The 25,179-nt window shown below is 71.7% G+C and carries 23 protein-coding genes; 10 read left to right on the top strand and 13 right to left on the bottom strand.

Annotated features, from left to right (window positions below; genetic code table 11):
• The 4 genes from AB0G28_RS42605 to pgl are packed head-to-tail and all read left to right on the top strand — an operon-like array spanning position 1 to position 4,917.
• A complete protein-coding gene (locus tag AB0G28_RS42605) occupies positions 1–1,623 on the top strand; it encodes a glucose-6-phosphate isomerase (RefSeq protein WP_361103279.1) in 1,623 nt (540 codons plus the stop codon).
• Positions 1,620–3,143, top strand: a complete 1,524-nt coding sequence (gene zwf / locus AB0G28_RS42600) for a glucose-6-phosphate dehydrogenase (protein ID WP_361103277.1) — start codon at positions 1,620–1,622, stop codon at positions 3,141–3,143. Before AB0G28_RS42605 ends, zwf begins: the two co-directional genes overlap by 4 nt.
• Positions 3,140–4,141: a glucose-6-phosphate dehydrogenase assembly protein OpcA gene (gene opcA / locus AB0G28_RS42595; protein ID WP_361103275.1), complete on the top strand. Its 1,002-nt coding sequence runs from the start codon at positions 3,140–3,142 to the stop codon at positions 4,139–4,141. Before zwf ends, opcA begins: the two co-directional genes overlap by 4 nt.
• On the top strand, positions 4,138–4,917 hold the full coding sequence (pgl, locus tag AB0G28_RS42590; RefSeq protein WP_361103273.1) for a 6-phosphogluconolactonase: 780 nt from the start codon (positions 4,138–4,140) through the stop codon (positions 4,915–4,917). Before opcA ends, pgl begins: the two co-directional genes overlap by 4 nt.
• A gap of 52 nt (positions 4,918–4,969) precedes the next feature.
• Here pgl and AB0G28_RS42585 read toward each other — a convergent pair whose 3' ends face one another.
• Positions 4,970–5,515: a hypothetical protein gene (locus AB0G28_RS42585; protein WP_361103271.1), complete on the bottom strand. Its 546-nt coding sequence runs from the start codon at positions 5,513–5,515 to the stop codon at positions 4,970–4,972.
• 142 nt (positions 5,516–5,657) lie between these two features.
• Positions 5,658–6,218 carry a TetR family transcriptional regulator gene (locus AB0G28_RS42580; RefSeq protein WP_361103269.1) on the bottom strand — a complete coding sequence of 187 codons (561 nt, stop codon included), beginning with the start codon at positions 6,216–6,218 and terminating at the stop codon, positions 5,658–5,660.
• Positions 6,219–6,286: 68 nt separating this feature from the next.
• Here AB0G28_RS42580 and AB0G28_RS42575 point away from each other — a divergent pair, with 68 nt between their 5' ends.
• Both AB0G28_RS42575 and AB0G28_RS42570 read left to right on the top strand, forming a co-directional pair.
• Positions 6,287–7,384, top strand: coding sequence for an NAD(P)/FAD-dependent oxidoreductase (locus AB0G28_RS42575; RefSeq protein ID WP_361103267.1), 1,098 nt, complete (start codon positions 6,287–6,289; stop codon positions 7,382–7,384).
• Between the two features lie 291 nt (positions 7,385–7,675).
• A complete protein-coding gene (locus tag AB0G28_RS42570) occupies positions 7,676–8,875 on the top strand; it encodes a histidine kinase (RefSeq protein WP_361103265.1) in 1,200 nt (399 codons plus the stop codon).
• 280 nt (positions 8,876–9,155) lie between these two features.
• On the opposite strand, the gene AB0G28_RS42565 is transcribed toward AB0G28_RS42570, so the two are convergent.
• The 6 genes from AB0G28_RS42565 to AB0G28_RS42540 form a co-directional block, all read right to left on the bottom strand.
• A complete protein-coding gene (locus tag AB0G28_RS42565) occupies positions 9,156–9,500 on the bottom strand; it encodes an RNA polymerase-binding protein RbpA (RefSeq protein ID WP_043788280.1) in 345 nt (114 codons plus the stop codon).
• 105 nt (positions 9,501–9,605) lie between these two features.
• Positions 9,606–9,836: a preprotein translocase subunit SecG gene (gene secG / locus AB0G28_RS42560; protein ID WP_003071471.1), complete on the bottom strand. Its 231-nt coding sequence runs from the start codon at positions 9,834–9,836 to the stop codon at positions 9,606–9,608.
• Positions 9,837–9,962: 126 nt separating this feature from the next.
• Positions 9,963–10,748 carry a triose-phosphate isomerase gene (gene tpiA / locus AB0G28_RS42555; protein WP_361103263.1) on the bottom strand — a complete coding sequence of 262 codons (786 nt, stop codon included), beginning with the start codon at positions 10,746–10,748 and terminating at the stop codon, positions 9,963–9,965.
• Entirely contained in the window at positions 10,748–11,962 is a 1,215-nt protein-coding gene (locus tag AB0G28_RS42550) for a phosphoglycerate kinase (RefSeq protein ID WP_361103261.1), read from the bottom strand. Before AB0G28_RS42550 ends, tpiA begins: the two co-directional genes overlap by 1 nt.
• 5 nt (positions 11,963–11,967) lie before the next feature.
• Positions 11,968–12,972 (bottom strand): type I glyceraldehyde-3-phosphate dehydrogenase, encoded by a 1,005-nt coding sequence (gene gap / locus AB0G28_RS42545; RefSeq protein ID WP_361103259.1) that lies wholly within the window; start codon positions 12,970–12,972, stop codon positions 11,968–11,970.
• A gap of 444 nt (positions 12,973–13,416) precedes the next feature.
• Positions 13,417–14,598, bottom strand: a complete 1,182-nt coding sequence (locus tag AB0G28_RS42540; RefSeq protein ID WP_361103257.1) for a winged helix DNA-binding domain-containing protein — start codon at positions 14,596–14,598, stop codon at positions 13,417–13,419.
• A gap of 71 nt (positions 14,599–14,669) precedes the next feature.
• On the opposite strand from AB0G28_RS42540, the gene AB0G28_RS42535 reads away from it, so the two are divergent.
• Positions 14,670–15,314 (top strand): LysE family translocator, encoded by a 645-nt coding sequence (locus tag AB0G28_RS42535; RefSeq protein ID WP_361103255.1) that lies wholly within the window; start codon positions 14,670–14,672, stop codon positions 15,312–15,314.
• Here the strand turns inward: AB0G28_RS42535 and AB0G28_RS42530 are convergent.
• On the bottom strand, positions 15,295–15,639 hold the full coding sequence (locus AB0G28_RS42530) for a transcriptional regulator (protein WP_361103253.1): 345 nt from the start codon (positions 15,637–15,639) through the stop codon (positions 15,295–15,297). The two genes, AB0G28_RS42535 and AB0G28_RS42530, sit on opposite strands and share 20 nt — an antisense overlap.
• Before the next feature lie 38 nt (positions 15,640–15,677).
• Between AB0G28_RS42530 and AB0G28_RS42525 the strand changes: the two genes are divergently transcribed.
• Positions 15,678–16,160, top strand: coding sequence for a nuclear transport factor 2 family protein (locus AB0G28_RS42525; RefSeq protein WP_361103251.1), 483 nt, complete (start codon positions 15,678–15,680; stop codon positions 16,158–16,160).
• Here the strand turns inward: AB0G28_RS42525 and AB0G28_RS42520 are convergent.
• Genes AB0G28_RS42520 through AB0G28_RS42505 form a run of 4 tightly spaced genes read right to left on the bottom strand, consistent with a single transcriptional unit; the run spans position 16,157 to position 23,700 of the window.
• On the bottom strand, positions 16,157–16,942 hold the full coding sequence (locus AB0G28_RS42520; RefSeq protein ID WP_361103249.1) for a TIGR03620 family F420-dependent LLM class oxidoreductase: 786 nt from the start codon (positions 16,940–16,942) through the stop codon (positions 16,157–16,159). The two genes, AB0G28_RS42525 and AB0G28_RS42520, sit on opposite strands and share 4 nt — an antisense overlap.
• Positions 16,943–16,980: 38 nt before the next feature.
• Entirely contained in the window at positions 16,981–21,438 is a 4,458-nt protein-coding gene (locus AB0G28_RS42515; protein ID WP_361103247.1) for a hypothetical protein, read from the bottom strand.
• A gap of 10 nt (positions 21,439–21,448) precedes the next feature.
• Positions 21,449–22,249 (bottom strand): hypothetical protein, encoded by an 801-nt coding sequence (locus AB0G28_RS42510; RefSeq protein WP_206788669.1) that lies wholly within the window; start codon positions 22,247–22,249, stop codon positions 21,449–21,451.
• Entirely contained in the window at positions 22,249–23,700 is a 1,452-nt protein-coding gene (locus AB0G28_RS42505) for a hypothetical protein (RefSeq protein WP_361103307.1), read from the bottom strand. The genes AB0G28_RS42510 and AB0G28_RS42505 overlap by 1 nt, the downstream gene beginning before the upstream one ends.
• Before the next feature lie 86 nt (positions 23,701–23,786).
• On the opposite strand from AB0G28_RS42505, the gene AB0G28_RS42500 reads away from it, so the two are divergent.
• Positions 23,787–24,224 carry a PPOX class F420-dependent oxidoreductase gene (locus tag AB0G28_RS42500; RefSeq protein ID WP_361103245.1) on the top strand — a complete coding sequence of 146 codons (438 nt, stop codon included), beginning with the start codon at positions 23,787–23,789 and terminating at the stop codon, positions 24,222–24,224.
• A gap of 38 nt (positions 24,225–24,262) precedes the next feature.
• Entirely contained in the window at positions 24,263–25,087 is an 825-nt protein-coding gene (locus AB0G28_RS42495; RefSeq protein WP_361103243.1) for a coproporphyrinogen III oxidase, read from the top strand.
• Positions 25,088–25,179 lie beyond the last annotated feature (92 nt).

The following is a 25,179-nucleotide window of genomic DNA, read 5'->3' as shown; positions in this document are numbered from 1 at the left end:
ATGACGACAGGCGAAAAGACCGGCGTCGAGATCGTGGACGCCGCACTGGCGGAGCGTGCCGCGCCGCTGGCCGAACAGCTGGTCGCCGACCAGGCTGCTTCGAAGCTGGCGGCGCAGGACGCGACGCTCTGGGGGCCGGACGCCGAATCCGAGGCGTCGATCCGGCTGTCGTGGACGACGCTGCACAAGTCGTCGCGGCCGCTGATCGGCGAGATCGAGGCGCTGCGGACCGAGCTGCGGTCCGAGGGCGTCGACCGGGTGGTCCTGGCCGGCATGGGCGGGTCGTCGCTGGCGCCGGAGGTGATCACCGCGACCGACGGTGTCGCGCTGACCGTCCTCGACACCACCGACCCGGGCCAGGTCGCCGACGCGCTGGCCGGCGACCTCGACCGCACGGTGATCGTGGTGTCGTCGAAGTCGGGCGGCACCGTCGAGACCGACAGCCACCGGCGGATCTTCGCGAAGGCGTTCGCCGACGCGGGGATCGACGCGGCGCGGCGGATCGTGGTCGTCACCGACCCCGGCTCGCCGTTCCAAGCACTGTCCGAAAAGGAGGGTTACCGCAAGACCTTCCTGGCCGACCCGCACGTCGGCGGCCGTTACTCGGCGCTGACCGCGTTCGGGCTCGTCCCGGCCGGGCTGGCCGGCGCGGACGTCGCCCGGCTGCTCGACCAGGCCGCTTCGGTGGCCGAGGAGCTCGCCGCGGACGACGTCGCCAACCCGGCGGTCAAGCTGGCCGCCGCGTGGGCCGCCGCGCACGAGGCCGGTGCCGAGAAGGTCGTGCTGGCCGACACCGGCTCGGGCGTCAAGGGCTTCCCCGACTGGGCGGAGCAGCTGATCGCCGAGTCCACCGGCAAGCAGGGCACCGGTCTGCTGCCGGTCGCCGTCGAGGGCCCGGAGGCGGCCGGTTTCGCCGACGCCAAGTCCGACGCCACGCCCACCGCGGTCGGCGCCCCGCAGGGTGCGGCGAAGATCGCCGTCACCGGCTCGCTCGGCGCGCAGTTCCTGCTCTGGGAGTTCGCCACGGCGCTGGCCGGGCGGCTGCTCGGGATCAACCCGTTCGACCAGCCCGACGTCGAGGCGGCGAAGAAGGCGGCGCGCGCGCTGCTGGACGACCCGGAGAAGCTGAAGGGCGGCGAGGAACCGGCCACTGTGGACGGTCCGGTCGAGATCTTCGGCTCTTCCGGCGTGGCCACGGACGGCAGTCTCACCGACGTGCTGCGCGCGTTCTTCGCTTCGGCGCCGGACGCGGGCTACATCGCGGTGCAGGCCTACCTCGACCGGCTCGACGACGCGTCGACCGCGGTGCTGCGCGGCGAGATCGCCAAGCGCACCGGGAAGCAGACGACGTTCGGCTGGGGCCCGCGGTTCCTGCACTCCACCGGCCAGTACCACAAGGGCGGGCACCAGAACGGCGTCTTCCTGCAGCTGACCGGCGCCGTCGAGCAGGACCTCGACGTGCCGGACCGGCCGTACACGCTGGGGCAGCTGCAGCACGCGCAGGCCCTCGGCGACGGGCAGGTGCTCGCCGAGCACGGCCGCCCGGTGCTGCGCCTGCACCTGACCGACCGGGCCGCGGGCCTCGCGGCCGTCGTCCGCGCGGTACAGGAGGTCTCCGCATGACGTGGAGCAACCCGCTGCGCGATCCGCGGGACAAGCGGCTCCCGCGGATCGCCGGGCCGTCCAGCCTGGTGATCTTCGGCGTCACCGGCGACCTGGCCCGCAAGAAGCTGATGCCCGCCATCTACGACCTGGCCAACCGCGGGCTGCTGCCCGCGGGCTTCTCGCTCGTCGGGTTCGCCCGCCGCGACTGGGAGCACCAGGACTTCGGCGAGCTCGTGCACGACTCGGTCAAGGAGCACGCGCGGACGCCGTTCAAGGAGTCGGTGTGGAACCGGCTCGCCGAAGGCATCCGGTTCGTCCAGGGCACCTTCGACGACGACAACGCGTTCGACCGGCTCGCGCAGACGGTGAAGGACCTCGACCAGGAACGCGGCACCGGCGGGAACACGGCGTTCTACCTGTCGATCCCGCCCAGCGCGTTCCCGGTGGTGACCAAGCAGCTGGCGCGCTCGGGCCTCGCGAACGCCGACGAGAACACCTGGCGGCGCGTCGTCATCGAGAAGCCCTTCGGGCACGACCTGAAGAGCGCTGAAGAGCTGAACGCGATCGTCAACGACGTCTTCCCCGAGGAGTCGGTGTTCCGCATCGACCACTACCTCGGCAAGGAGACGGTGCAGAACATCCTGGCGCTGCGCTTCGCCAACCAGCTGTTCGAGCCGATCTGGAACGCCAACTTCGTCGACCACGTGCAGATCACCATGGCCGAGGACATCGGCCTCGGCGGCCGCGCGGGGTACTACGACGGCATCGGCGCCGCCCGGGACGTCATCCAGAACCACCTGTTGCAGCTGCTGGCCTTCACCGCGATGGAGGAGCCGCTGTCGTTCGAGCCGCGTGCCCTGCGCGCGGAGAAGATCAAGGTGCTCTCCGGCACCAAGCCGCTCGGGCCGTTGAGCAAGACCAGCGCGCGCGGCCAGTACGCGGGCGGCTGGCAGGGCGGCACGAAGGTCCCCGGCCTGCTGGAGGAAGAGGGCTTCGCGAAGGACTCGAAGACCGAGACCTACGCCGCGGTGACCCTCGAGGTGCAGAACCGCCGCTGGGCCGGGGTGCCGTTCTACCTGCGCACCGGCAAGCGGCTCGGCCGCCGCGTCACCGAGATCGCGGTCGTGTTCAAGCGGGCGCCGCACCTGCCGTTCGACTCGACGTCGACCGAGGAGCTGGGGCAGAACGCCCTGGTCATCCGGGTGCAGCCGGACGAAGGCATCACGCTGCGGTTCGGCTCGAAGGTACCGGGGACCACGATGGAGGTCCGCGACGTCACGATGGACTTCGGGTACGGCCACGCGTTCACCGAGTCCTCCCCCGAGGCCTACGAGCGGCTGATCCTCGACGTCCTGCTGGGCGAGCCGTCGCTGTTCCCGGTGAACGAAGAGGTCGAGCTCTCCTGGAAGATCCTCGACCCGATCCTCGAGCACTGGGCGAAGGAAGGCGCGCCGGAGCAGTACGCGCCCGGCACGTGGGGCCCGGCGTCCGCCGACGAAATGCTGGAGCGCACCGGCCGGAAATGGAGGCGCCCGTGATCATCGACCTGCCGTCCACCACGACTTCGGCACTCAACAAGAAGCTGGTGGAGATCCGCGAACAGGGCGGGCAAGTCGCGCTCGGGCGGGTCCTGACGCTGGTGATCGTCGCCGACGACGACAGCAAGCTCGAAGAGGCGATCGAAGCCGCCAACGGCGCGAGCCGCGAACACCCGTCGCGGGTGATCGTGGTGGCCAAGGGCGCGCGTACGGCCGCCCCGCGCATCGACGGCCAGATCCGGGTCGGCGGCGACGCCGGCGCGAGCGAGGTCATCGTGCTGCGGCTCTACGGCCCGCTGGCCGCGCAGGGCCAGAGCGCGGTGGTGCCGCTACTGCTGCCGGACGCGCCGATCGTCTGCTGGTGGCCCAGCGCCGGTCCGAAGGACCCGGACAAGGACCCGCTCGGCGAGCTGGCCCAGCGCCGGATCACCGACTCGGCCGCGGAGAAGAACCCGGTCCGGGCGCTGACCACGCGCGCCAAGGCCTACACGGCCGGCGACACCGACCTGGCCTGGACGCGGCTGACGCACTGGCGGGCCCAGCTCGTCTCGGCGCTGGACCTGCCGCCGTACGAGAAGATCACGGGCGCGACGGTGACCGGCGAGGCCGACTCGCCGTCGACCGAGCTGCTGGCCGCGTGGCTGGCCGAGTACCTGAAGGTGCCGGTCAAGCGGGTCAAGAGCTCGGGCGCGGCCGGGATCATCTCGGTGACGCTCGACCGGAAGTCGGGCCCGGTGGAGCTGCACCGCCCGGACGGCCGCGTCGGCACGCTGACCCAGCCGGGCCAGCCGACCCGCCGCATCGCGCTGCAGCGGCGCAGCACGCAGGACTGCCTGATCGAGGAGCTGCGCCGGCTCGACCCGGACGAGGTCTACGAGGCTTCGCTGCACGGGCTGGGCAAGATCACGTCGGGCACGAACGGCAAGACGGGAGCGCCGCCGAAGGCGGACGTCACCTCGCCGGCCGCCGCGGCTATTTCCGCCAAGGCCCGCAAATGAGCAAGACGGAAGTCGTGGTCTACGCGAACCAGGACCTGCTGGCGGCCGCCGCGGCCGCCCGGCTGGTCACCCGGCTGGTGGACGTCCAGGCGGCCAAGGGGTCGGCGTCGCTGGTGCTCACCGGCGGCGGCACCGGCATCGCGGTGCTGGCGGAGCTGCAGGCGTCGTCGGCCCGGGACGCGATCGACTGGTCGCGCCTGGACATCTACTGGGGCGACGAGCGGTTCGTCCCGGCGGATTCGGACGAGCGGAACGAGAAGCAGGCCCGCGAGGCGCTGCTCGACCACGTCCCGCTCGACCCGAAGCGCGTCCACGCGATGGCGCCGTCGGACGGCGAGTTCGGCGACGACGTGGACGCGGCGGCCGCGGCTTACGCCGACGTGCTGGCGTCTCAGGCCGGCCCGGAGGACCACGGCGACGTGCCGTCGTTCGACATCATGCTGCTGGGCCTGGGCGGCGAGGGCCACACGGCATCGGTGTTCCCGGAGTCGCCGGCGGTGTACGAGACGGAGCGGTCGGTGGTGGCGGTCCGCAACTGCCCCAAGCCGCCCCCGACCCGCATCTCGCTGACGCTCCCGGCGATCCGCCGGGCCCGCGACATCTGGCTGATGACGGCGGGCGAGGCGAAGGCGGACGCGGTGGCCTTGGCGCTGGCGGGAGCGGGCGAGGTCCAGCTCCCGGTGGCGGGCGCCCGCGGGCATCGAAGGACGTTGTGGCTGCTGGACCGCACGGCGGCGGGCAAGCTGACGAAGGTGTACCAGCCGCCGACGGCTTGAGTCGTTTCCGTGAAGGCCTCCTTACCGGCTCTTGTGACCGGTAAGGAGGCCTTCACGGCTTTGGGGCCGCGGAACTGCTGCGCAGCAGCACCCGGCGGGTGGCATCCAGGTGACGATCCACTACGAACCGGGCGGTGGCGCCCACGACGGGTGGCGCGCCCGTCCACGCGAGGACGGACCAGACGCCATCAAAGGTGACCACGTATTCACGGTCCGACGGGAAGACATGGGTGATCTCGGCGATCACCTCGGAACCGGCAGGGTATCGGTGCCGCACTGCCCGCCACTCGGGCTCGGTCCTCCAGAAGTCGGCCGTGTTCGATCGAAAAGCCTGGTCGAGCGGCCAAAGGCGGACCTGGTGGTGCCGGTGCTGGAGCACTTCGAAATCGGTGACGGTGCCGACGGCCGGCCACTGGCCGGCGGATCGCGGGAGGTGGACCACGTCGACGAATCCGGTCGGCGGCCCGCCCAGGTCAACGAACAGCCCGATCGTGCCGGGACGCGGGATGAGGGTGACCTTCCCCCGCACGTGATCACCCACCGGATACCTCCGGCGAGCGGCGTCGAGTTCCAGTTCGGCGGGGTCGGGTTCGGTCATCGTTCGACCATCTCACGAAGCCGACCGTGGTCCACGGGCCGTTGCGGAAGATCGTCTTCCTGGGCCGGAACTGTCGGTGCCCTCCGGTAACGTGGAAGACGGGGGGCGCCCCCGCGGGCTCGGCCTGTTTCGCGGCCCGGCCCTATTCGGCCCGCCAGCCGCGTTCCAGGCGGCCGAAGATCTCCTCCGCCGCACGTCGCGGATCGTCGTGGCCCGCGATCAGCTCCCGTGACGCCAGCGCGAACTTCGCCAAGGCCGCGCAGGCGACGTCGTCCTCCGGCGCGCCGGTCTCCTCGGCGATCGCGCGCGCCAGGGCCGTCTCGTGGCGCATCCACATCCGCCTGGCGTAGTCGCGCAGCGCCGGCGTGCTCTCGATCAGCCCCACGAACTCTTCGCCCGGGCCTTCGGAGACGTCCCGCAGGATGTGCTCGCGCAGCGCGTCCACGACCGTGCACCCCGGCGGCCGCCCGCGCACCGCGCCGGTCAGCGCCGCCTCGATGTCCTCCTCCAGGTCGAACACCAGGGCTTCCTTGCCGGGGAAGTGCTTGAACAACGTCGTGACCGAGACATCGGCGGCCTCCGCGATCTCCTTGACGCCGACCTCGTCGTAGCCGCGCCGGAGGAACAGCTCGAGGGCGGCGTCGGCCAGTGCCTTCCGCGTCTGCGCCTTCTTGCGCTCGCGGCGTCCGATCACTTCGGTCATGGACTGAGCATACTCACTACAAAAGTGTAGTCGTTGCACTTTTTGAGTCACTATGCTTTTCTGGGCCCATGACCTCCTCACGTATCGCGATCGCCGGCGCCGGCCTCGGCGGGCTGGCCTGCGCCCGCGTCCTGCAGCTCCACGGCCTCGACGTCACCGTCTTCGAGCAGGAACCCTCCGCCGGCGCGCGGCCGCAGGGCGGCACGCTCGACATGCACGCCGACACCGGCCAGGTCGCCCTTCACACCGCCGGGCTGCACGAGCGGTTCCGCGAACTCGCCCGGCCCGAAGGCCAGCAGATGCGCGCGCTCGACGCCCGCACCGCCGCCGTCGTCCACGACGAGATCCCCGCCGAGGGCGACGAGCTCCGCCCGGAGATCGACCGCGGCCAGCTCCGCGGGATCCTCCTGGACTCGCTCGCCCCCGGCACCGTCCACTGGGGACGGCCGGTCGCGGAGGTCACCGCGACCGGCCGGCTGACCTTCGCCGACGGCGTCACCGAGGACTACGACCTGGTCGTCGGCGCGGACGGCGCGTGGTCACGCGTCCGCCGCGCGCTCACCGGCGTCTCGCCCGAGTACAGCGGGGTCACGTTCGTCGAGTTCGGGCTCGACGACGCCGACCGCCGCCACCCGGCCCTGGCGACATCGACCGGCCAGGGAACGATGATGGCGAAGATCGGCGGCCGGGCGCTCTTCGCGCAGCGAAACAGCAACGGGCACATCCGCTGCTACGCGATCTTCTACGCCCCCGAGGAGTGGTCCGCCGGCCTCGACTTCGCCGACACCGCGGCGGTGCGGGCGAGCCTGCTGGAGCGCTACGCCGGATGGCACCCGGACCTGCTGCGTTTCCTGACCGACCACGACGGCGGGTTCACGCACCGGCCGCTGCACGTCCTGCCGGTCCCCCACGCGTGGACGCACACGCCGAAACTGACGCTGCTCGGCGACGCGGCACACCTGATGCCGCCGCTCGGGGTCGGCGCGAACCTCGCCCTGCTCGACGGCACGGAACTCGGCACCGCCCTCGCCACGGCCCCCAGGCTCGGCGAAGCGGTCCGGGAGTACGAGACCCGCATGCTGCCACGCTCGATCGAGACCGCGAAGGCGTGCGCCGAAGGCCTCGGCCACCTGCTCGGCGACGACGTCCACCCTGTCGCCGCGTGACAAACTTCCGCCGGACGACCACACGTGGGTAACATGATTCCCACGATGTGGTCGTCTTGGCGCACGCTGCGAAACGGTGGATCCACTGGGGGTAGCAGCCCTCCGCGACCATCCCCCGGACAGACCAGTCGATTGCGGAATTCGGACGCCGCGACGCGGCCGGCGGGTGAAACTTACCGTCTTCGTACGCCACCTCGTTAGCATCCGCACATTTGTCTGCGGTGGCGCGTCCCGATCGGGCCCTGAGCACCTCTCACCAACAAGTCCACAAGACGAATGGGGTCGCCAGCCATGAGTACAGAGGGACTCTCGATTCCAGGCATCTCGGTCGCCGGTACGGGACCATCGGCCGCCGAGCGCGTCCGCAAGCGTGGCCTGAGCTTGTTCGGCTCGGTGCCCCGCCCCGCCGTGGTCAAGTTCGCCATCGAGGCGGCCGCGGTCATCCTGGCCGTGCTCGACGTCTGGTTGGTGATCCCCGAGAAGGCCCAGCCGTACTCGATCTACCTGTCCGCCGCCGCGTGTCTCGCGGTGGTGTTCCGCCGGAAGTTCCCGTTCCTCGCCGTGCTCGTCGCGGTCCCCGGCTTCCTCGCCGGCTGGGCCCAGCTCGCGTCGATGATCACGCTGGGCATGCTCGCCACCCGCCGCCAGCTGCACTGGCAGACCTGGGTCGGCGCCGCGCTGGTGTGGATGTGCCGGTTCGTGCAGTGGCCGCTGGAGGACTTCGCCCAGCTCAGCTGGCGCGAACACATCCTCGACGGGATCTACGGCGTCCTCGTCGCGGGCATGCCGATCGCGATCGGACTGCTCATCGGCGCGCGCGCCGAGGTCGCGAACAAGCTCGCCGAGCTGGCCACGAGCCGCGACCGCGAGCGCCGCTTCCACGCCGACGCCGTCCGCGCCGAGGAGCGAGCGCGGCTGGCCCGCGAGATGCACGACGTCGTCTCGCACCAGATCACGCTGATCGCGATGCAGGCCGGCGCGCTGCAGGCCCAGACCGCCGACGACCGGGCGCAGGAGACCGCGCAGGTCATCCGCACGCTGTCGAAGCGGACGCTGGAGGAGCTGCGTTCGCTGGTCAGCGTGCTGCGCGCCGGCCCGGACGACGACGGCCCGCGGCCCGGGATCAACGACCTCGACCGGCTGATCCGGACGTCGGAAGTGCCGGTGCACCTGTCGGTGGAGCACCTGCCGGAGGCGCTGCCGAACCAGGTCTCCGCGGCGGCCTACCGGACGGTGCAGGAGTGCCTGACGAACGTCCACAAGCACGCCCCGGGCGCGACGGCGACCATCCGCATCCAAGGTGAGCACGGAGCGCTCAAGATCGAGGTCCGCAACGAGCGCGCCAGCCGCCCGGGCGAGTCGCTGCCCTCGGGTGGCCACGGCCTCACGGGCCTCGCGGAGCGGGCACGGCTGCTGGGCGGGAGTTTCGAGACGTCCGGCACCGAGGACGGCGGGTTCCGCGTCCGGGCCCGGTATCCGCTGGACCGCTGACCTCCGGCCCCCGGTATCCAGCCTAGCGGCGAGGACCGACGATTCCGGATCTCGCGCAGCCGCGAACGGCGGACTTCGGACGAAGACGACCGCGGTCCGCCGCTCGCGGTGTTTCCACCCGGCGAACTGTCGGTGGCCGCCGGTAGCGTGGAAATCGGGGGCTGCTCAGGCGGGTGCCGTAGGACTGAAGTGGCATTCTCGCGTGATCGGGCGGGCATCGCTTTTGCGAGCGCGCGAAAAACCACCCCGAGGTGTCCCGGGGTGGTTGCCGCTCGAAGAGCTAGAGGATTTCCCGGCGCTTGCGCAGGCGGTCGAGCGCCTCCGCCAGGATGGCCTCGCCGTCGGCGTCGCTGCGCCGCTCCTTCACGTAGGCCAGGTGCGTCTTGTACGGCTCGGTCCGCGGCGCGGCCGGCGGGTTCTTCTCGTCCTGCCCGCCCGGGAGCCCGCAGCGGGGGCAGTCCCACTCGTCGGGGATTTCCGCGTCGAGCGCGAACGACGGCCGGGCCTCGTGCCCGTTGGCACACCAGTAGGAGATCCGGCGACGCGGCGCCGACTCCCCCCGTTCCGATTCGCCCGTAGGACCGGCACCCACCCGGGTGCCCCGAATCGCGTTACCGCCAACCATGAATCCTCACACCTAGGAATCGGCGGCGCGCCCCCCAATAGGCACGCCGAATCGCTACGCCCTGCCGCCGTGACCCGGTCGCGGCCGTCGGCGGGACGCCGGACGTCACACCTTGAGCAGCAGACCCAGGCCCACGATGCTGATCAGCCAGACCGCGCCCAGCAGCAGGGTGATGCGGTCGAGGTTCTTCTCGGCCACGCTCGACCCGGCCAGGCTCGACTGCATCCCACCGCCGAACAGCGACGACAGGCCACCGCCCCGGCCGCGGTGCAGCAGCACGGCGACCACCAGCAGGACGCTGGAGACGATCAACAGGATTTGCAGGAACAGCTTCATGTCATCCTCTGGGCTCTAGGAGAATGCAGGGGTACGGCATGGTCGTTTCCGACTCCACCGTACCCCTGGACTCGTCCACTGCTGTGTGACGGACCGGATACACAGGCTACCCGGTCGTGGCCTCGATCAGGGCAGCGGCCCGCCCGCGGCGAGTGCGCAGAGTTTCGTGAACTCCTCGCCGTCGAGGCTCGCTCCGCCGACCAGGGCACCGTCGATGTTGTCGCAGGCCACCAGTTCGCTGATGTTGCCCGATTTGACCGATCCCCCGTAGAGCACCCGGACGGACGAAGCGACCTCGTCGCCGTACTTCTCCTGGAGGGTGGCGCGGATGGCCTTGCAGACCTCTTCGGCGTCCGCGGACGACGCGACCTTGCCGGTGCCGATCGCCCAGACCGGCTCGTACGCGACCACCACGTCCTTGACCTGCTCGGCCTTGAGGCCCTTCAGGCCCTCGATCAGCTGCGTCGTGGTGTGGTGGATGTGCTCACCGGCCTCGCGGACCTCGAGCTTCTCCCCGATGCAGAGGATCGGCGTGATGCCGTGCTTGAGCGCGGCCTTGACCTTCTTGTTGACCAGCTCGTCGGTCTCGGCGTGGTATTCGCGCCGCTCCGAGTGCCCGACCGTGACGAACTTGCAGCCCAGCTTGGCCAGCATCGGGCCCGAGATGTCGCCGGTGTAGGCGCCCGAATCCTGCGGCGCCAGGTCCTGCGCGCCGTAGGTCAGCGACAGCTTGTCGCCGTCGACCAGGGTCTGCACGCTGCGGATGTCGGTGAACGGCGGCAGCACCGCCACGTCGACCTTCGCGTAGTACTTCTCCGGCAGCGCGAAGGCGATCTTCTGCACCAGCGCGATGGCCTCGAGGTGGTTCTGGTTCATCTTCCAGTTGCCGGCGATGAACGGCTTGCGTGCCACTAGTTCTTCTCCTCCAGTGCCACGACGCCGGGCAGTTCCTTGCCTTCGAGGTACTCCAGCGAGGCACCGCCGCCGGTGGAGATGTGCGAGAAGCCGTCCTCGGGCAGGCCCAGCTGCCGCACCGCGGCCGCCGAGTCGCCGCCGCCGACCACCGTGAAGGCGTCGCTCTTCACGAGCGCCTCGGCCACGGCACGGGTGCCGCCCGAGAAGGCCTCGAACTCGAACACGCCCATCGGGCCGTTCCAGAACACCGTCGCCGCGTCGGCCAGCTTGCTCGCGAACAGCTCGCGGGTGCGCGGGCCGATGTCGAGGCCCTCGCGGTCGGCCGGGATCGCCGTGGCGTCGACGACCTCGTGCTCGGCATCGGCCGCGAACCCCGTCGCGGCCAGGACGTCGACCGGCAGCACCAGTTCGACGCCGCGCTTGTCGGCCTCGGCGAGGAAGCCCTTGACCTGGTCGAGCTGGTCGGCCTGCAGCAGGGAGTTGCCGACCTCGTGCCCCTGGGCCTTGAGGAAGGTGTACGCCATCCCGCCGCCGATCAGCAGCCGGTCGACCTTGGTCAGCAGGTTCGCGATGACGCCGAGCTTGTCGGACACCTTCGCGCCGCCGAGCACGACCACGTAGGGCCGCTGGACGTCGTCGGTCAGCTTCTTCAGCACGTCCAGCTCGGCCAGCACCAGGCCACCCGCGTACGCCGGGAGCACCGACGCGACCTCGTAGACCGAGGCCTGCTTGCGGTGGACGACGCCGAAGCCGTCGGAGACGAACGCGCCGCCCGGGACGAGCGCGCCCAGCTCGGCGGCCAGCTCGGAGCGGTCCGCGGCGTCCTTGCTGGTCTCGCGCGCGTCGAAGCGCACGTTCTCCAGCAGGACGACGCCGCCGTCGGCCAGGCCGCCGGTCAGCGCCTTCGCGGACTCGCCGACCAGGTCACCGGCCAGCGAGACCTCGGCGCCGAGCAGCTCCGAGAGCCGCTTCGCGACGGGCGCGAGGGTGTACTTCGGGTCCGGCTCGCCCTTCGGACGGCCGAGGTGCGCGGTGACGACGACCTTCGCGCCCGCGTCGGCGAGCTTCTTGATCGTCGGCAGCGCGGCGCGGACCCGGCCGTCGTCGGTGATGCGGTCCCCGTCGAGCGGGACGTTCAGGTCGGACCGCACGAGCACGTACCGGCCCTGAACGCCCTCGCCCAGCAGGTCGTCGAGGTTCTTGACGCTCATCGGGTTCAGGACAGCTTCGAACCGACGAGCTTGACCAGGTCGGCGAGGCGGTTGGAGTAGCCCCACTCGTTGTCGTACCAGCCGACGACCTTGACCTGGTTGCCGATGACCTTGGTCAGCGGTGCGTCGTAGATGCAGGACGCCGGGTCGGTGACGATGTCGGCCGAGACGATCGGGTCGTCCGAGTAGCGCAGGATGCCGGCGAGCGGGCCCTCGGCGGCGGCCTTGTACGCGGCGTTGATCTCCTCGACCGTGGCGGCCTTGGACAGCGTCACGGTGAGGTCGGTGGCCGAGCCGGTCGGGACCGGGACGCGCAGCGCGTAGCCGTCCAGCTTGCCCTGCAGCTCCGGCAGGACGAGGCCGATGGCCTTCGCGGCGCCGGTCGAGGTCGGGACGACGCTCAGGGCGGCGGCGCGGGCGCGGCGCAGGTCCTTGTGCGGGGCGTCCTGCAGGTTCTGGTCCTGGGTGTAGGCGTGGACCGTGGTCATCAGGCCCTGCTCGATGCCGAACGCGTCGTTCAGCACCTTGGCCAGCGGGCCGAGGCAGTTGGTGGTGCAGGAGGCGTTCGAGATGATGACCTGCGAGCCGTCGTACTTGTCGTCGTTGACGCCGAGCACGATGGTCAGGTCCTCGCCCTTGGCGGGCGCGGAGATGATGACCTTCTTGGCACCGCCGGCGATGTGCGCCTTGGCGGCGTCGGCGTTGGTGAAGAAGCCGGTCGACTCGAGGACGACGTCGACGCCCAGCTCGCCCCAGGGCAGGTTGGCCGGGTCGCGCTCGGCGAGGGCCTTGATGGTCTTGCCGTCGACGACGATGCCCTCGTCGCTGACGCTGACCTCACCCGGGAACCGGCCCAGGATGGAGTCGTACTTCAGCAGGTGGGCCATGGTGGCGACGTCGCCGAGGTCGTTGAAGGCGACGACCTCGATGTCCTGGCCGCTGGCCTGCACGGCGCGGAAGAAGTTGCGGCCGATGCGGCCGAAGCCGTTGACACCTACGCGAACGGTCACTGCTGCCACTCCTCTGAGGATCCGGCCGGGACCCCCGGCCGTGACTTGCGGGCTCGCGGCCACCCTAGCGTGCGGGCATGCGCGTCCCTGACTGCCCTGACGAGACTTCCACCACTTGGCGAACGGGTCAAGAATCGATTAAGAAGCGAAGCCGCTCCGGAGCGTTCCGACCGGGTGGACCACGGCGGCCCGGCGGCACCCGCAGGTTCGGGCGCCGGGACCGGTTCCGGCTGATCACATCGGGCGCGAGGCGGCCGGCGAGGAGCCGCGCCGCGGCCCGGCGATGGGAACTTGAACGATCCAGCCCGAAGCGGGTTCCCCAGGGGTGCCGCAGCGGCCCGCGGGGCGGCGCGTGAAGTCGGTGACTCGACCGATCCAGCGACACGTCCCGGGTCGCCCGCGACCGGAGCCACCCCACCGGGCGGCACTCCGCCGGTGCTCCGCTCATCCGGCCAGCTCCCGTTCCAGCGGGGTCCGGAACCGGGGCACCGCCCGGACCTCGCCGAACCAGTCCGCGCACTTGTCCGCCTCCGCCTCGACCGCCGCCTTCACCTCCGCGCCCACGTCCTCGAGCAGGCGGTACGCGATCTCGCCCGACGGGCGCTGGGCCCAGCCGCCCACCACCCGCCCGGAGGCCCAGATCGTCGGGCCGACGTTGCCGCTGCGGTCGAACAGGGCCGGCCGGTGGGGACCGAGGTACCAGTCGCGCTCCTGCCAGCCCATCGGCGTCGGGTCCAGGGCCGGCAGGAACGCCACCCACGGGGGCGGCGAGGACACCGGGTCCAGGTCGTCCGCCAGGGCCACGCCGGGGCCGTCGTCGAGGTCGACCTCCACCGGCTTCACCGCGGCCAGGGCCTTCTTCGTCTGGCCCGCCGTCCAGCCCGTCCACCACCGGAGGTCGGACACCGGGGCCGGGCCGTACGCGTGCAGCCACCTGCGCGCCAGCTCGGCGCGAGCCTCGTCCGGGTCCCACGGGGGCAAGCCGCCCGGCACCCATTCGTCCAGAGGGTGCCAGACGTACTGGCTGCTGAGCCAGCTCCCGCGGGGACGGCCGCGGGCGATCCGGCCGCCCGCCGCCAGCAGGAACAGCACGCGGCTCGTCACGTTGCCGATCGCCTCGTACGGCTTGCCCGCCGCCATCAGCAGCTGCTGCCGCAGGCGTGGCTCGTCCTCACTCAGCTGCTGCGCCGTCGCCGAACCACGGGCCCGCAGCGCCGCCTCGACCGATGCCTCGACGTCCTTCAGCCACGCGGCCGGCTCCGGCACGTTCTCCGGGTGGCCCTGCTGCCCCAGGTGCTGTTCGAGCAGTTTCCGCTGCTTCACGAGGATGTCCGCGGCGCAGCCGGCCTGCACGAGCGCCGCGGTGTCCAGGCCGGTGACGAACACCGTGCGGCGCATTCCCAGCAACCGCAGCAAGGTCCGGTCTTCGTACAGCACCCGCTCCACCGCGGCCACCGCCGGACCGGCGAGCCGGGCGGACGCGGACAGGTGGACGGTCGCCGGGTCGGTGGCGTGCAGCGCGACGACCCCGGCCACGGCGTCCGCCACCGTGGCCGCGGGCGCGGCCAGGTGGTGACGGGCGGCGAGGCGGGCCCGGCGCTGGTCGGTGCTGATCTTCGGAGGCACCCGCTGTTCCTACCACCCGGCACCGACAAAAACGCCTGGTCGCCGGCTCGACCAGGCGATAGCCTCGCGAAATGGTCTCCGGTGCGCACTTCGCGGCCTTCGCCGCGCTGACGTTCCTCCTGGTCGTGGTCCCCGGGCCGAGTGTGCTGTTCACGATCGGCCGCGCGCTCACGGTCGGGCGGCGCGACGCGCTGCTCACCGTCGTGGGCAACGCCGTCGGGGTGTACACGCAGGTCGTCGCGGTCGCGTTCGGTCTCGGCGCGCTCGTGACGACGTCGGTGGCGGTGTTCACCGCGATCAAGGTCGCCGGCGCGGTCTACCTGGTGTACCTGGGGGTCCAGGCCGTGCGGCACCGCCGGAAGCTGACCGAAGCGATGGCAGCACAGGTACGCGCCACGCGCGGCCGGGTGCTGACCGTGCTGCGCGACGGCTACGTCGTCGGCTTCGCGAACCCCAAGTCGATCGTGTTCCTGGCGGCGCTGCTGCCGCAGTTCGCCGACCCCGCTGCCGGGTCCGTGCCCGCCCAGATGCTGGTCCTCGGGCTGTGCCTGCCCGCGATCGCGCTGGCCACCGACAGCGCGTGGGCCCTGGTCGCCGGCACCGCCCGCACGTGGTTCGCCCGCTCGCCGAAGCGCCTGGAGCGGGTCGGCGGCACCGGCGGTCTCGTCATGATCGGCCTCGGCACCACCCTCGCCTTCACGGGCCGGGGTGACTGAGCACCAGGTCGAGCAACCCGGGGAAGGCGGCGTCGAATTCGGGACGGCGCAAGCGGTTCAGGCGCCGCGGGCCCTCGTCGCGCTGCTCGATCAGGCCCGCCGCGCGCAGGACGGCGAAGTGGTGGCTGCGGGTCGCCTTGGCCACCGGCAGGTCGAACGTCCCGCATGCCTTCGTCCACTCCGGCACGGCCGCCAGCTCGCGCAGGATGCTGCGGCGCACCGGGTCGGCGACCGCGGCGAGGGCGTCCTGCAGGGAAACCTGCGCCGGAGAAGCGTGCGAGAGCCCGCGTGCCCGCGCAGTGTTCGATGACTGTCGTACACTCATGTGGTCGACCTCCATCGAACACTCTAAGAGGAGCAGCCATGGCCCGGCACCTCGACGCCGCCTTCGGTCCCGACGCGCGCAACCGGCTCGACGACGCCGGCCGGCCCGGCCGCGAGGGCGCGCTGGCCGCTCTCGAATCCTTCTACTACGCCTTCAACCAGCGGGATCTCGAAGCATTCCGCCGCGTCTGGACGAGCGACCCGCTGGCCCAGCTGAACAACCCGCTCGGCGGCATCCTCCGCGGCGGCGCGGCGATCACCGAGCTGTACGAACGCGTCTTCCGCGGCCCGGCCCGCGTCACCGTCACCTTCGGCGACATCGTCGAGTACTCCGGCGACGGTCACGCGGTGTTCGCCGGCCGCGAGACCGGCGAATACCGCGTGACCGACACCGTCCCCCTGAGCATCCGCACGACGCGGTTCTTCGCTTACGAAGACGGCCGCTGGGTGCAGGTCCACCACCACGGCAGCATCGACGACGCCGAGGCGCTCGCCGCCTACCAGCAGGCGATCCGCGGTTAGGCCAGGGCCTTCACCAGCTCCGGCCACCACTCGCGCGGCAGGCCGTCGAGCGGGACGACGACCTGGTCGGCGCCCGCGGCCCGGTACTCCCGCAGGCGCGCCACGATCGCGTCGAAGTCGCCCCCCACGGTGAGGCCGTCGACCAGCCGGTCGGACAGGTCCGCGATGTCGGCGTCGGTGAAGCCCATCCGCCGGAAGTTGGCCGCGTAGCCCGGCATCCCGGCCAGGAAACCCAGCGAGCCGCCGCGCACGACCTCGCGCACCTTGGCCTGATCGGTCTCCGCCACCACGTTGAGCAGCACCGCGAGCTGCCGGTCCGCGCCCAGGATCTCCCGCGCCGACGCGACGTAGTCCGTCGTCACCAGGTACGGGTACGCGCCCGAGGCTCGGTCGCGCGCCAGCTCGAGCATCCGCGGTCCGAGCGCCGACAGGATCCGCGCGGACTGCGGCACGGCGTCCTCGATCTCGTCGAGGTAGTCGCCGAGCGTGGCCAGCGGACGCGGCCCGTGCGCTCCGCCGAGGCCGACCACGAACCGCCCGGCAGGCAGGTCCGTGTACGCCGAAGCGACGGAAGCCGACGGCACCCGGTCCACCGACAGGATCCCGCTCGCCACTTGGATCCGCGAAGTCCCGCGGACGACCTCGGCGATCCGCGGCAGGTTGTCGTCCCGGCCGCCGGCCATCCAGAGCGTGTCGTAGCCCAGTTCTTCGAGCTGGACCGCCACGGCGGTGCCGGTGTCCAGTGCGGTGTGGGTGGCCCCCAGCGGCCCCAGTTTCGTCATGCGCCGGAGAACCACCACACGTCCGGAAATGTTCCGCTTCAGGCCGTTTGTTCGTCCTCAGCGGAATCGGCTTCCTCGGCCGCCCGCGTGAACATCCGGGTCGCCGACAGCCGCGCGACGCCGTCCGGCTCGCCGAGGTCCTCCAGGGAGTTCCGGATCGTCGAGTCCACCGACAGGTACTTCCGGCCCGCCCGCAGGTCGGCGTCGTTGCGCAGCCGCACGATGAGCGGGAACTCCGACAGCGCGCCCGCGTCGAACAGGCCCGTCGTGTAGATCAGCTGCACGCCGAGCGCCTCGGCGACCGCGCGCTGCAGCTCCAGGAGGTACCCGGCCGACGCGCGGCCGATCGGGTTGTCCAGGAACAGCACGCCGGAGTGCCGGTTGCGGACCTTGCCCCGGTTGTTGGCGCGCAGCGCCGCGAGGGTGCAGTACAGGATGATCGCCGCGGTCAGCTGCTGGCCGCCGGAGAAGACGTCGCGGATCTCCGAGACGCGCTGGCGTTCGGTGCGGAGCACCGAGTCCGGCTTGAGCATGTCGACGCGGAAGCCCTTGGGTGCCGCGGCCCGGACCCCGCGCAGTACCAGGGAAAGCCCGTCGCGCTTGACGTCCCGGCCGTCCGCGGTCTTGCCGACGGCGGCCTCGTCGACGACCTCGCCGAGCTTCTCGGTCAGCGCGTTGTCCTCCAGCTCGGTGAACCGGATGCGGAGGAACTCCTGCCCGGACCAGTCGCCGAGGCCGTCCGGCAGCCGGGAGACGCGCTGGGCCGACCGCAACGTCCGGAGCGCGCCGTCGACCATGCCCTGCAGACGCGTGATGATGCCGCCGCGGTGCCGGTCGATCTGCGCGAGGTCGTCGGTGAGTGACCGCAGGCGCGGCCGCAGCGCTTCGGCCCACTCGGCCGCGTGTGCCGGGAGCTGGTCGCGCTTGACCGAGATGACCTGCTGCCGCACCGGCGTGCTCAGCTTCTCGAACCGCTTCTCCGTCGCGTACTGCGCGAGCTGGTCGGCGGCCGCGCGCACCCGGCGGTCGCCCGCGTCGGCCGCTTCCTGGGCCGCGTTGAAGGTCGCGTTCAGCCGGGCGTGCTGGGCGCGCGCGGTGTCGACGTCACCGTCGTAGGCCGCCGCGTCCGTGTCGGTCACCAGGTGTGCCATAGACTCCGCGAGCAGCGAGAACCCGGACGCCGAGGTGCGCGCGGACTCCAGGGTCGCTTCCGCCGCCGCCCGGCGTTCCTGCAGCTCCTCCCACTTCCGCGCGGCCGCGGACGCTTCCAGCCCGGCCGCGTCAATCAGCTCCAGGCCGTGTTCGATGTCGCGCGGCTTCTCGCCGTTGACACCGTTCTGCAGCGGCAGCGCGTCCAGCTCCGCGCGCCGCGTCGAGACGAGCCCGATCGCCTCGGTGCGCTCGTCTTCGAGGCCGTCGACGACCCGGCGGGCGCGCGCCAACGCGGCCGCGCGGGCCGACGCGTCGGAACCGTCGGGGGTTTCCAGGAGTTCGGCCGCGCGGGCGCGCACGGCCGCGTCGAGGGACTCGACGGCCGAGCCCGCGGCCGCTTCGGCGGACTCGGCCTGTTCCAGCTCTCCGCGGAGGTCGCTGCCGACCTCGACCTTCGCGTACGCCTCGGACGCCGACGCGTACGTCCGCCGGAGCGCGTCCACCGGCTCGGACGGCGCCGGGCCCTCCGCGGCGTCGGCCGCGCCGGGCACCTCGGCCAGCTCGGCGCGCGCGGTGGTCGCGGTCCGGCGGTGGCCGTCGGCGGTGCGCTGCTCCTCCCCCGCCTGCTCGCGCAGCCGGGCGGCTTTGCCCGCCGCGTCGGACGCCTGCAGGTCGGCGCGCTCGGCGATCTCGGTCGCCCGCTCGGCTTCTTCGGTCCACTCCGCGATCCGGGCGCTGCGAACACCCAGCTCGCCGAGCCGCCGGGCCTTCTCTTCGGCCTCGGCGGCGGCCGCGCGCAGCTCGGGGACGCGTTCACGCAGCGACGCGGCTTTTTCGCTCAGCCGCGCGAACTCCGCTTCGGCCTGCTCCAACGCCGTCCGTGCGGTCTCCCGGGCGGTCCGCGCGGCCTGGGCCTGCTCGGCGAGGGTCGCGATGGCGCCGGGCGGGTAGTCCTCACGCCACGTCGTGAGCTTCCACGTCAGGGCGCCGTCCGCGGACAGCTTGGCGGACAGCGCTTCGAGGCGACGCTGCCGCTCGGTGTGCCGCCGCGCCACGGCCTCCCGCTCGGCGTCCGCGGCTTCTTCGTCGTACATCGCGGGGTTCGGCGGCACGAGGAACTCGACGCCGGGTGCGGACGGCACCTCGGCCTGCAGTGCTTCGGTCGTGCCGACGGCGATGATCGCGCTCGGCAGCAGCCGCCGCTTCGTCAGGACTTCCCGGGCACGGGAAGCGTGCGCGGCGTCGTTCAGCAGGACACCGGACACCAGCTGCGGCAGGCTTTCGAGGACTTCGGCGCGCCGGGAAGCGTCCAGTTTGGACAGATAGCGCCAGCCGGACCACGCGGTGATTCCGGCCTCTTCCAGCGCGTCGAGGGCGGCCTGGACGTCCTCCGGCGGCGGCAGGAGTCCGCCGGACCCCAGTGCGGCGAGGGCCCGCTCGTCGGCGGACTCCTCCATCCGCAGCGCGGTCTGCTCCTTTTCGACGGCCGCGCTCGCCTCGCGCAACCGCTCCAGCAGCACCGGAAGGTCGCTTTCCAGGTTGACGTCGTCGGCGCCGAGCAGCTCGACCAGGCGGCTTTCGGCGGCGAGGGCGTCGGTCCGGCGGTGGGCCCGGTCGAGGTCCTCGGTGGCGCGTTCCAGCCGGTCCTGGGTGGTGCCCGCGAGCTGGTGCGCCTCGTTGACGGCCCGTTGCGCCGCTTGGAGATCCGCGCCGACGCGGTCCAGTTCCTGTTCGCGGCGGGTCAGTTCCGAAACAGCTTGCTCAGCCGCGGAGCGCGCGGTCCGCGACGCTTCGGCCACGTCGGCACCCGAGGGCAGCAGTCCGGCACGAACCGCTGCCTGGACTTCTTCGCGCAGTTCGGTGATCCGCGTGGTCAGCCCGCGCGCCTCGGCCCGGCGGGCGGCCGCGAGGTTCGCGGCTTCGTCCCGCTCGGTCTGCGCCTTCTCGGCTTCGGCACGCAACGCGCCCGCGTGCGCTTCGGCCTTGTCGGCCTGCCGTTGGGCATCCTGCGCCAGCGCGTGCAACCCGCGTGCGAGTGCCGAAGCGGCGTCGTTGCGTGCCTTCAGGGCAGGACGAGCCTTCTCCTCGCGGTTGCCGACGAGTTCGCGCAGGTCCTTCGCCTTGCGCGCCGCGTTCAACGAGTTGAGCACGGTCGCCGTCTCGCGCCAGGCTTCGGCTTCGGTCTTCGCCGACGCCAGTTCGGCGTCGACGCGCTTGCGGGCTTCCTGGGCCTCGTCCAGCCGCAGCACCGCGACCAGGCGGCGCAGTTCCGTGACGGCCGCGGCGAGCCGCCGGTGGTCGCCCTCGGCGAGCTTCTCGGCGGACTTGACCTCGGTGACGTGGTCCTCGAGCCCGGACAGCCGCGCGTTCTCGAGCTCGTTGCGCGCGACGACCCGCCCGGCCAGCGACGCCATGTCAGCTTTCGCTGATTCAGCGATCTTCCGCGACTCCGCGGCGACGCCTTCTTCGGCGGCCAGCGGGCCCAGGAGGTCGAGCGCGCCCGCCACGAAGTCGCGCTCGGACAGGAGATCGCCGCGCTGGGCCAGGTTGTGGGCGTAGGTGGCGACGACCTCGGCGAGGTCCTTCGGCTCCTCTTCGGAGATGACCGCGCGCAGCAGGAACTCGACGAACGCGTCGTCGGTGCCGAAGGCGAACGCGTCCGCCGCCTCGCCTTCGCCGGCGTTCATCGCGCGCTGGTAGCGGAACAGCTCGGTGTCGAGGCCGAGCCCGTCGAGCCGGCCGGTCCACTCGTGGTGGCGGCGGGTCCAGGACAGCTCCAGCTCGGGTTCGGCGAGCTGGGCCGCGGTGAGCTTGTCGTGGAAGCCGGACATCGTCAGCAGCCGGCCGTCCTGCGTCATCGGCAGCGACTCCAGGCCCAGCGCCGACGTCGGGCGGAAGCAGTACCAGGAGTCGACGAGGTTCTCGGAGTCGGCGGACACGACGTGCCCGCGCCACTCCGACACCTTGCCGGTGATGATCCGGTGCCCGCTTTCGACGTGCAGCCACTCCAGCACGACGTGCGAGACGTCCTTGGCGGCGACGAACTTCTCGAGGACTTTGGTGCTGGTGGTGCCGACGACCTGGCGGCGGCCGGGCAGCATGACCGAGAAGATCAGCTTGATGAGCACGGACTTGCCGCCGCCGTTCTCGAGGAACAGCACGCTCGCCGGCGACGGGCGGCGCAGCTCGGCCGGTCCGGTCGCGTGGATGCCCGCGCTGAACAGCGCGTCCTGCTTGGGCGCGGTGATCTTGGCGCCGACGCCGCTGAAGTCGAGCACGACGTCCTGGTAGCGGGCACCCGCCGGGCCCACCGAGTGCAGGCGGACCCGCGAAAGCTCGTACATCGATTCCCCTCTACAGCGTGTCCGAAGCGGCCGCGCGCAGCGTGCCCCCGGCGTTCGCGACGGCCACGACGTCGAGCGCGAGCAGGTCGTCGAAGGCGGCGTCGGCGGCGAGTTCCCGCACCTGGATCTGGTAGCGCGGCGTGGTCCGGTAGGTGCCGCCCTGCTCGTCGCTCACCGGGACCAGGAAGCCCTGGTCGGCGAGGAAGCGCAGGGCGCGGCTGACCATGCCGCGGGTGGTGTCGGCGGCCAGCCGCCCGTCCTTGGTGGCGGCCGCGGCGGGACGGCGGGTGTACGCGCGCCACGCCTGTTCCAGCTCGGGCGCGTCGGCCAGGGGGTCGTTGTTGGCTTCGGCCGCCGCGGCTCGTTCGTCGAGCATGCGGGCGGCTTCGCGGACCATCGCGTCGACCTGCTCGACGCTGACGCGGCCGATGTAGGTGTCGTTGGCGAGGTCGTCCGGGCGCGGGTAGCCGAGCGCGGCGGTGGCGAGGTGGATCAGGCCGTGCAGCACCTTCTCGGTCTCGCGGCGCTCGCGGATCTTGGCCTGGCGGGCGTAGGAGTCCATCTTGATCTCGAAGACGGACTCGTCGGTGGCCGCGAGGACCGCGCCGGCCTGCTGGTTGACCTCGAGGACCATGAGGCCGAGCCCGGCGGCGACGGCGTGGGTGAGGGCCTTGAACGCGTTGTCCTCGCCGTAGCGGCGCACGAGGTCGCCGTACACGACGTCACGGGCGGGCAGCTGCTTCGGCCGCATGCCGAAGGCGACCAGCCGGGCCGCGGCTTCGGCGTCCACGCTGCTGTGGGACAGCGCCATTACGCGACTTCCTCTTCTTCGTCGGCCCGCTCTACGGCGGCGGTGGACAGGAGCAGGTCGGCGCCGCCGAACTCGGGGTCGTCCAGGAGCGTGCCGTCGTCGACGGCCAGGAGAACCGAGCGGTCGCCCTGGCGGCGGGCCGCGCCGACCCCGGGACTGTAGGCGTGGACCGCCCGCAGCGCGACCAGGGCGGCAAGCCCCGGCTGGCGGCTGCGGCGGGCCTCTTCCAGCAGACCCGACAGCCGTCGCGGCACCTCGGGCAGGTCGAGGAGTTCGTCGGCGGCGCGCCAGACGTCGTCGCCGAACTTGTCGGTGACCTCGGCGGGCATGAGTTCGGGTTCGGGGATCTCGCCGACCAGCTGATCTCGCTCGGGTGCGGGCCGCAGGAGCAGCGAGACGAGGGAAGACAGCGACGGCACCACGGGCGCGGTGATGCCCGCGACGGCGTGGAAGAAGTGCTCGGCCGGGGCGACGGCGTCGGCCAGCGGCAGGCCGAGTGTCGGCACGAGGAGCTGGCCGAACAGGTCGATCGTCGCGCGCTGGGGCGGGCCGGAGAACTGCTGGCGGTCCTGTTCGGCGCGGAAGACCGCGCCCGCGTCGGCGAGCCGGGACTGCAGGCGCGTGTGCCGCCGGATGCAGTCGCCGACGATGTCGACGAGTTCGGCCGCGCGGCGCTTCTTGTCGAGGTCCTCGGTCTCGTCGCGGGCGGTGGTGATGTTCTTGAGGATGGCGTTCTCGGCACGGAAGCGGGCCTCGATGTGGCTGAGCGCGCTGTCCAGGAGTTCCGGGACCTCGCGTTCCCAGTCGACCGACCGGACGTCGCGGCGGGTCGCGTCGAGCTTCGCGCGCAGGGTTTCGCCGTACTGGACGGTCCGGTAGCGGGCCTGCTCGGCGGCGAGCTTGGCGTCGGCGAGGCGACCGCGGTTGATCAGGTTCTCGAGCTTGACCTCGGCGGCGATCTGGGCCGACTCGACGTCGGTGTCGAGCGCGCCGACGAGGACGTTGATGGCCTCGTCGGTGGCGCGCAGGTAGACCTCGCCGTCGCGGGCGGCCAGCTCGACCAGCAGCTTGAAGTCGAACTGGCGGCGCTGGTAACCACCCGGCCCGACCGAGCCGTAGACGCGCCGGAAGCCGCGGTCGGTCGTGCCGACGTTGATGAGGTTGTCCAGGACCCACTTGGCGACGCGGACGTGCTCTTCGGGCATCCGTGATGGCGCCTGCTGCGCGATGAACGGCAGCAGCCGGTCGATGACCTCGTCGTGGCCGGCGCCGGTGTCGAAGTCCATGGCGATGGTGACCTGGTCGATCGTGTGCAGCGCGATCTCGGCCATCTGGTAGATCGTGGCGTCGGCCCAGTCGAGCTTCGCCTTCCGCGCGTCCAGGTCGTGCAGCGGCGCGGTGCAGGCCAGCGCCTTGAGGCGGCGCGTCAGCCCCTCGTCGGCCAGGCCCATCATCCCGGTGTCGTCGTCTCGCACAGCAGGCCAGGCTAGTCGGCCACCCTCTGCGCACGCGCGGGTGACAGGCTAACGTCGCTCACATGCGTGAGATGAGCCGTGAAGAGTGGTGGAAGTTCGCTTCGGAGGGCACGCGGACCGGCATGCTCGGGCTGGTCAGGGCCAACGGTGCCCCGATCGTGACGCCGGTGTGGTTCCTGCTCAACGAGGGCCCGGACGGCGACGAGCTGATCTTCACTACCGGAACCGAGACGCTCAAGGGCAAGGCCATCGCCCGCGACGGCCGGATCTCCCTGGCCGTCGACGACCAGAAGCCGCCGTTTTCGTATGTCCAGTTCACCGCCGAGGCACGGCTGATCCACGACCTCGACGACCTGCTCGCGTGGGCGACCAAGCTGGGTACGCGGTACATGGGCGCCGAGCGCGGCGAGGAGTTCGGCAAGCGCAACGCCGTCCCCGAGGAATCCCTCGTCCGGGCGAAGATCACCAAGGTGATCGCGCGCGCCGCCATCGCCGGCTGACCCCGTTTCGCTGGTAACCTGCCCCTGGGGGTGGGGGTATGCCTTCAGGGGACAGACGCGACGCCGTCAAGGCGATCGTCAGCGCCGGCCAGCGAGAGCTGGTCGCCGAGCTCGAACGCCTCGACGGCGGCGGCCGTTTCGGCCGGTCCGGCCGCACGCGGCTGCTCGAGAACGGTGACGTCTTCGAACGCGCCGTCGTCAGCGCGGCCTTCTCGGACGAGTTCTTCACGGCCGGGCTGTCGGTCGTGCTGCACCCGCGCAACCCGTACGTCCCGGCGTTCCAGGCGCACTTCCGCTACCGCGAAACCGCGGATTCGTGGGGGTTCGGCGGCAGCGTCGACCTCCTGCCCTGTTACGGCTTCGCTTCCGACGCGACGCACTTCCACCGCGTCCTGAAGAACCACTGCGACACGCTCGACCCGGCGTTCCACGCCCAGGCGAAACGGGCGTGCGACGACCGCTTCCGGCTCCCGCACCGCGACGAGGCCCGCGGCATCGGCGGCATCCTCTTCGACCACCTGCGCCTGCCCGGCCCGGACGGCTGGCGGCGTTCGGCCGCGTTCACGGCGGCGGGCATCGCCGTGATCGCCCCGGCGTACTTCCCGATCGTGCGGCGGCGGAAGGACCTGCCGTACGGCGAACGCGAGCGGCAGTGGCAGCTCTACCGCCGCGGCCGGTACGTGGAGTTCACGCTCGTCCACGACGCGGCGACCGCGGTCCAGGCCGACGTTCTCACGGCGTTGCCACCCTTGGCGCGGTGGGAGTCCGAGTTCACGCCCGAGCCGGGGAGCGCGGAGGCGGAGCTGGCGTCATTCCTGGTCCCGCGTGACTGGGCAGCCGAAACCCCGGTGACGGCCGGCTGACCCTGAAGCGCCCCAATGTGGCGTTCGGTGCGTCCAACGCACCCAATGTGGCGTTCGGTGCGTTGGACGCAACCAACGCCACAGATCGGAAG

This window comes from Amycolatopsis sp. NPDC021455, assembly GCF_040640995.1.
Lineage (GTDB): Bacteria > Actinomycetota > Actinomycetes > Mycobacteriales > Pseudonocardiaceae > Amycolatopsis.
This window is presented reverse-complemented; position numbering and strand designations above follow the sequence as displayed.